The organism is Neobacillus sp. NPDC093182 (genome assembly GCF_044754045.1).
In genome coordinates, this window is record NZ_JBIVOI010000002.1 from 276,881 (window position 1) to 282,928 (window position 6,048).

Below are 6,048 nucleotides of genomic sequence, written 5' to 3' on the forward strand. Positions count from 1 at the left end.
GATGGATGGAAAATATAATACAAGCGACGACGCAAATGTGGAAATGAAGAAGGCTCTTAGCAAAACAACACCTAGAAAGAATCCAAATATGAGTGAAGCCGAGTTTAAGATGAAATACCAAGGTAAGAAAGAAATCTAATATAGCAGGGGCAGATATTTCCTGCCCCTTGCATGTGCCCAGCTATTAACTCAAGAACTCCGGCATTAATACTTTAAGGTTTTATTGCGTCAATGATGAGAGATGGAAATAATAGTTTGTCGTTGTTCCTTGGGTCAAACTTTTTTGAACGAAAAATAACTCCATCTTCTGGATTCCAATCATTGAAATGAAAATTACCTTCGTCATCACAATATTCAAGTAAATTAACCCTATATCCTGCATCTTCAAACATTTTCGATAATGTATGATAGTTATGTACAATCTTATGACTTGCAGCAGGATGATCTTTTGGCCCAGGTCCGCCGATTTTCACTATATTTTGATATTCCTCATCGGGAAAATACCCATCTGGAACCGCGCAGCGAATATAACCAGAAGGCTTAAGGTATTTAAAACATAGCATTGCAGCAGCTATTCCTTCTTCATAGGTTAAGTGCTCCCAAACGTGTTCAGCTAGAATGGCTAATATGGAGTTATGAGCAAACCTTTTATCCCAATTGGTCTCATCAAGTAAATTTAGCTCCTCTTCCTGAGTTTGTACCCATCCGGGATTGTTATTGTACTCCCCTGCTCCAATAACCACTTTGATTTCCTTTTCAATTACCACCAGTTTCCCCCCAAATGACATATTAAGTTTCTATCCAGAATCTTTTTATTATATTTCCATCTTCCTCAATAAAGTCGGAATCTGGTATCCCTCCATTATTAATGATCGTTTTATAGGAACCGGTATTATCTTCATCACATACAACCAGAGCTTTTTTAATTCCTAACTCATTGGCTTTTTCGAGCGACAATGACAGCAATTTAGTCGCAAATCCTTTCCTTCTCTCTGAAGGACGGATACCGTAACCAATGTGTCCGCCACGATTGAAAAGATCTTGTGTTAATTGATGCCTTATATTAACCACCCCAAGTATCCTTTTGTCTTGGTTTATTAACCAAAATGTTGAATCAGGCACCCAGCCTTCTGGAAGATTACTACCTTCCTCATTATCTTTTAAAAATTGGATCATCGCCTCAAAGTCTGATGGGTCTTTTTTAATCACCCAAGGTACCATATCTTCTTTGCTTACTACCCATTCTTTATAGTATGACAGGTATTCATCCCTCAACGCCACGGTTGGTTTAATCAAGGATAGTTGATGGCCCGATTCCATTAACACTCTTTCGAATGTTACGGTTTCGTTCTCTATCTTCAAAAGGAACACTTCCGGATTACGTAAACCCTTCCATTCTTCAAAACCGAAATGACAATTATAATGATTTAAAAGTAAAAACAGTAAATTTCCATGTGTAACAATGAGTGTATTTTGGGGTTCACTGTTCATAACCTCCTCCATTACACTTAGTATTCGATCCTTTGCTTCATTACTAGACTCTCCACCTTCGAATTTCAATTCGAAATCATCAAATGTTGCTCTTAGTTTTTCAAGCCAATCGGTCAGGTTTTGGGAACTAAGAATACGTTCTGTTAATAGATCGTTTTTCTCAATCTCAAGGTTTCTGCTTTTTGCAAGTGGTTCTGCCGTTTGAACAGCACGCTTATAAGGACTAGAGATAATGCGGTCTATAGGCATATCTCTAAAGAATTTTGATAAACGGTTAGCTTGTTGAAAGCCATTGTCTGTTAGTGACGCTTCCGCAGGCTGCCCTTCAGCCTCACAATGCCTGATAAGATAAATCTTCTTCATCACTTTCACTCCTATTCGTCAATGGTCTTTCTGAATCCGTAAAATGGACGATAGCCCTGATCTTCATAAAAAGTATGAGAGGTACTAGTAGCAAGTAGTTCCATTCTCGTTCTTGGATATTTAGTATGAATGTATCGAAGTAACTCCCTTCCGATACCTTTACCACGATACTTTTTGTCAATTAATAATTCACAAATATAAAGAGTAATTACCGTGTCGGTAAAACCTCTAATATATCCGACTATTCCATCGACTTCTGCCTCCGCTACCAACGATACATTTGAATGCTTCCATGCCACTTTTGTATCTTCGTTCTTTTCTACTAAATTATTCCAGCCCTCTTGCTGGTTTAACTCTTGAATTCTATTAAAATCTTTTTCTTGGTACTGTCGAATACGAATGTGCTCCATTGGCTACAACTCTCCATTATATGATACAAAATGATTATCTTTTAAAATCGGAACCGTTTGATAAACATTTAACCTGCTGCAATGTTCTACATCCGCTGCAAATCCTCGTTCACGCAATTCTCGACTGCTTCCACTATCCCAAATCAGTGCGTCTAATTTTGGCTCCGCCTGCAGGAATGCACCCATACATACTTCTGCTTCTGGTGATTTCTCACCTTCCAAATAAGATAAAATAGCGCCGGCGCCTAAATAATCCTCCATAGCAGGACGAAGAGTCTCTTCCTCTTCTCTCCCATTACTCCATTGCTCACCACAAGGTATTACTGTAATGTTTGCTTTAGTTTTTAATCTTAATTGTTTAGCTGCGGAAGCCACTGCAGCGGCATTTAATAGAGATCCAATAAAAAGTGCTTGTGACTTTGAGGCAATCCAAGTGCAAAAAGCTCCATTTAGTGAGGAAAGTACATACCTCTTATTTGAATGTTCTTCATTAAAGGAAACAGGGGATAATGTTGCTTTCCCCGCCTTTGCTGCCTCCGCTCTGCCCAAAATATATTCAGCATTTACTTCTTTCGCGTATTGTTTCCCGTTACCATACGGGGGATAAGGATAAATCACTGCACCCAAATGTAATGCAGATACGACAGTGGATGAAAAACTTAAGATATCGACTATAATAATAATATCACCGCGTTCTGCTGCTTCTCTAGCGCCACGTCTGCCCCATTCCATTCGACATACATAGGGAGATTGACTGAACAATACAACCGCCACCTTTATATAATTTTTGTAATAGATTTGAAAGGAAGGATATTATGCTAAAAAAACTCACTTTAAAATCAAATACCCGTGATCAAATGATGGAAATCACCCAACAGGTTCAGGACTTCATTACTGAAAATAACGTGCGAGAAGGATCTGCTATCGTATATTGCCCACACACAACAGCAGGCATTACTATTAATGAGAATGCTGACCCAGATGTGAAACGAGACATGATTCGGCGCTTTGACGAGGTTTATCCATGGCACCATGAACTTGATCGGCATATGGAAGGCAATACTGCAGCCCATATGAAAGCAAGTACAGTCGGGGCTTCACAATATGTTATTATTGCAAACGGACAATTGCTGTTAGGTACGTGGCAGGGAGTCTATTTCTGCGAGTTTGATGGACCGCGCACACGAACTTTTTATGTAAAAATCCTCTAACCTTAAAATTATTTAGCCGAAATAGTTAATTCTTTATTAGGTAGTTCTTTTCCTTCTAATGTTATCAAGATTGCAGGAAGTTTTGGTTTAAATCTACTGGATAAAGGAAATATAAAAGGAGCATTTGGAATCCGAACAAGTTCAGTTTTTAAAAAGGAAAGGGATTTACGAGAATGATTATACTGGAACGGAAACAAAGCTTTCTTATGGTAACTCAGAATGACCACGCACAAATTGCAGGTGTAATCGCTCAGAATTGCAAAAAGGATTATTTTTTTGATGAAAACCGTACTCAAGAAGTACTGCTGGCAATTAAAGAACATGACCGAGGCTGGATTGAAATGGATTCGTCCCCGGTATGGAATGATAAAACGGAGAAACCGTACTCTTTTATTGATTATCCACTATCCCTCAAAATTACTTTTTATAAAAAGGGGTTAGACGAAGTAGAAAAACTAAGCAAGTATGCAGGACTTTTATGCAGCTTGCACTACTCATCGTTCATTCAAGATTCAAGCGAGCCTGCTGTCAGGGAATTTTGGAAAGAAGAAAAGCAAAGACAGGAACAGCTTTCAAAGGAATTGCAATTAACGGGAGATAAGCATAAACAAGAAACCCTAATGTACCACTTAGATTTACTAAAATTTTGTGATTATCTCTCCCTGTTTATCGGTCTAAATGAACCTGGCGATAATAAAGGGATTCACCCATTTTTTCGCAATGGGTTTCCACAGTTATTTCCGTTTGTTACGGACAAGCCAATTGTTGCTCATTGGGAAAACCAAGAAACGGTTTCGCTTTCCTTCTCCCCTTTAAAGGGGGAATTAGAAGTAAATATGCCTTATAAGGCTGTAATGAAAGAGCAAATTGTAGAGCATGGTATATTACAAGCACACAAGGATACCCCTGTTTCTATGAGAAGGGTTACCTTTTTACAGGAAGGCTAATCTGTTAATCCCGCTAAAAACAAAAGGTGCTTTACCCCATATTGGAGTAAAGCTTTTTGTTATAAATTATCTAAGATATTCTGATTTTGAGGTTCTTCGTTAAAGGTCAAAACCTCTTCAACTGGTTGGTAGGACTCGCCATAAAAGTGTTGATCTTTATAGGTATGAATCTTATTATATGTCTTTCTCATGGCTTCATATATTAGTTCTTCAGACTCTTTATTTGGAGCCCAATAAAGAATTTCCATTTTATTAATCTCATTTGTTGCCAACGACCTTCGCTCATATCCGATTGAATTAGCGTGCTCAAAACCTTCCCGTTTATAAAAATGTAGTCTTTTTCCTGTATCACTGTCTTGATAGTTTACGGGTTCAACTTCAAGAATAATAGGCTTTCCTTTTTGTTTCATTTTTTCGATCAACTTATGTCCAAGTCCCTGCCCGCGCGCATCTTTTGAAACAAAAAGGTAATCAATAAATACAAAATCATCTAACTCAGCATACATCAACACATGATTTGGACCCTCATCCTTATGATAGATGTCAGAACGCTCTTTTAATAAAGTTTCCATATGCTCTCTAGACTTCATTTCTTCAATCGGAAAATATTGATTTAGCTTCTCATACCAATGCATTACATTACTCCTCTGTTTTAAGTCTAATGAGGAAAGTATGTGTAAAATTTCCCCAATATATGTAATCACCATATTTTTGACTTTAAGCTCAGTATGATACAAACAGTTTTATTAACTGGAGGTATAGAAATTGAAAACTAAAAAAGAGAAAATGATAGCTGGTGATCTTTATGATCCAGCTGATATTGAATTGTTGCAAGGACGTTTAAATGCCCGTGGCCTCACCAGATTATACAATCAAACAATTGAAACCGATGACGAAAAAAGGACGGCTCTTTTAAAAGAATTATTCGGTTCAACTGGAAAGAATATATACATAGAACCAACTATCCGCTGCGATTATGGTTACAACATTCATGTAGGCGAGAATTTCTATGCGAATTTTGATTGTGTCTTTTTGGATGTATGTGAGATTCGTATTGGAGATAATTGTTTTATTGCTCCTGGAGTACACATTTACACTGCGACACATCCCCTTGACCCCAATGAAAGAATATCGGGTAAAGAGTATGGAAAACCAGTTACCATTGGTCATAACGTATGGATTGGCGGAAGAGCTGTTATTAATCCAGGTGTCAACATTGGAAATAATGTCGTAATTGCTTCAGGCGCAGTTGTGACAAAAGATGTACCTGATAATGTTGTGGCAGGTGGAAATCCAGCAAAAATCATAAAATCAATCCAAGGATAACGGCAGGTACCTACTGGAATATAATTTGATTCGGACTACCGGCGATGATTTCTTGCTTCGCCTGTCCAAATAGACCCTTGATTCTGACAACGCAGCGGCTTTTCTTGCTTCACCTGTCCAAATAGACCCTTGATTCTGACAACGCACCAGGTTTTCTTGCTTCGCCTGTCCGAATAGACCCTTGATTCTGACAACGCATCGGCTTTTCTTGCTTCGCCTGTCCAAATAGACCCTTGATTCTGACAACGCAGCGGCTTTTCTTGCTTCACCTGTCCAAATAGACCCTTGATTCTGACAACG

At 38.3% G+C, this 6,048-nt stretch carries 9 protein-coding genes and 2 pseudogenes; 4 read left to right on the forward strand and 7 right to left on the reverse strand.

What is annotated here, in order from left to right; all coding sequences use genetic code 11:
* Position 1 precedes the first annotated feature (1 nt).
* Positions 2–139 (forward strand): hypothetical protein, encoded by a 138-nt coding sequence (locus ACIQAA_RS05950; protein WP_402616283.1) that lies wholly within the window; start codon positions 2–4, stop codon positions 137–139.
* Positions 140–212: 73 nt separating this feature from the next.
* On the opposite strand, the gene ACIQAA_RS05955 is transcribed toward ACIQAA_RS05950, so the two are convergent.
* The 5 genes and pseudogenes from ACIQAA_RS05955 to ACIQAA_RS05975 form a co-directional block, all read right to left on the reverse strand.
* Complete coding sequence (locus ACIQAA_RS05955) at positions 213–788, reverse strand: class I SAM-dependent methyltransferase (protein WP_402616286.1); 576 nt, start codon at positions 786–788, stop codon at positions 213–215.
* A 1-nt stretch (position 789) separates the two neighbouring features.
* Positions 790–1,320 carry a GNAT family N-acetyltransferase gene (locus ACIQAA_RS05960; protein ID WP_402617094.1) on the reverse strand — a complete coding sequence of 177 codons (531 nt, stop codon included), beginning with the start codon at positions 1,318–1,320 and terminating at the stop codon, positions 790–792.
* 21 nt (positions 1,321–1,341) lie between these two features.
* Positions 1,342–1,854: pseudogene (locus tag ACIQAA_RS05965) on the reverse strand (histidine phosphatase family protein); the annotation flags it as partial.
* Positions 1,855–1,865: 11 nt separating this feature from the next.
* Entirely contained in the window at positions 1,866–2,264 is a 399-nt protein-coding gene (locus ACIQAA_RS05970) for a GNAT family N-acetyltransferase (protein WP_402616289.1), read from the reverse strand.
* Positions 2,265–2,267: 3 nt separating this feature from the next.
* Complete coding sequence (locus tag ACIQAA_RS05975; RefSeq protein ID WP_402616291.1) at positions 2,268–3,026, reverse strand: 2-phosphosulfolactate phosphatase; 759 nt, start codon at positions 3,024–3,026, stop codon at positions 2,268–2,270.
* A 53-nt stretch (positions 3,027–3,079) separates the two neighbouring features.
* Here ACIQAA_RS05975 and ACIQAA_RS05980 point away from each other — a divergent pair, with 53 nt between their 5' ends.
* The gene (locus ACIQAA_RS05980) at positions 3,080–3,475 is read left to right on the forward strand and encodes a secondary thiamine-phosphate synthase enzyme YjbQ (RefSeq protein WP_402616294.1); all 396 of its coding nucleotides are present in this window, start codon (positions 3,080–3,082) and stop codon (positions 3,473–3,475) included.
* 173 nt (positions 3,476–3,648) lie between these two features.
* Positions 3,649–4,422, forward strand: coding sequence for a DUF3891 family protein (locus ACIQAA_RS05985; protein ID WP_402616296.1), 774 nt, complete (start codon positions 3,649–3,651; stop codon positions 4,420–4,422).
* A 59-nt stretch (positions 4,423–4,481) separates the two neighbouring features.
* Here the strand turns inward: ACIQAA_RS05985 and ACIQAA_RS05990 are convergent, their stop codons facing one another.
* The gene (locus ACIQAA_RS05990) at positions 4,482–5,057 is read right to left on the reverse strand and encodes a GNAT family N-acetyltransferase (RefSeq protein ID WP_402616299.1); all 576 of its coding nucleotides are present in this window, start codon (positions 5,055–5,057) and stop codon (positions 4,482–4,484) included.
* 130 nt (positions 5,058–5,187) lie between these two features.
* Here ACIQAA_RS05990 and ACIQAA_RS05995 point away from each other — a divergent pair, with 130 nt between their 5' ends.
* Positions 5,188–5,748 carry a sugar O-acetyltransferase gene (locus tag ACIQAA_RS05995; protein WP_402616302.1) on the forward strand — a complete coding sequence of 187 codons (561 nt, stop codon included), beginning with the start codon at positions 5,188–5,190 and terminating at the stop codon, positions 5,746–5,748.
* Between the two features lie 35 nt (positions 5,749–5,783).
* Here the strand turns inward: ACIQAA_RS05995 and ACIQAA_RS06000 are convergent.
* Positions 5,784–6,048: pseudogene (locus ACIQAA_RS06000) on the reverse strand (hypothetical protein); the annotation flags it as partial.

Excerpts from the sequence above, each read along its gene's own strand:
- ACIQAA_RS05950 (WP_402616283.1), top strand. The coding sequence starts at position 2 with ATGGATGGAAAATATAATACAAGCGACGACGCAAATGTGGAAATGAAG.
- ACIQAA_RS05960 (WP_402617094.1), bottom strand. The coding sequence starts at position 1,320 with ATGGAATCGGGCCATCAACTATCCTTGATTAAACCAACCGTGGCGTTG.
- ACIQAA_RS05955 (WP_402616286.1), bottom strand. The coding sequence starts at position 788 with ATGTCATTTGGGGGGAAACTGGTGGTAATTGAAAAGGAAATCAAAGTG.
- ACIQAA_RS05990 (WP_402616299.1), bottom strand. The coding sequence starts at position 5,057 with ATGCATTGGTATGAGAAGCTAAATCAATATTTTCCGATTGAAGAAATG.
- ACIQAA_RS05970 (WP_402616289.1), bottom strand. The coding sequence starts at position 2,264 with ATGGAGCACATTCGTATTCGACAGTACCAAGAAAAAGATTTTAATAGA.
- ACIQAA_RS05980 (WP_402616294.1), top strand. The coding sequence starts at position 3,080 with ATGCTAAAAAAACTCACTTTAAAATCAAATACCCGTGATCAAATGATG.
- ACIQAA_RS05985 (WP_402616296.1), top strand. The coding sequence starts at position 3,649 with ATGATTATACTGGAACGGAAACAAAGCTTTCTTATGGTAACTCAGAAT.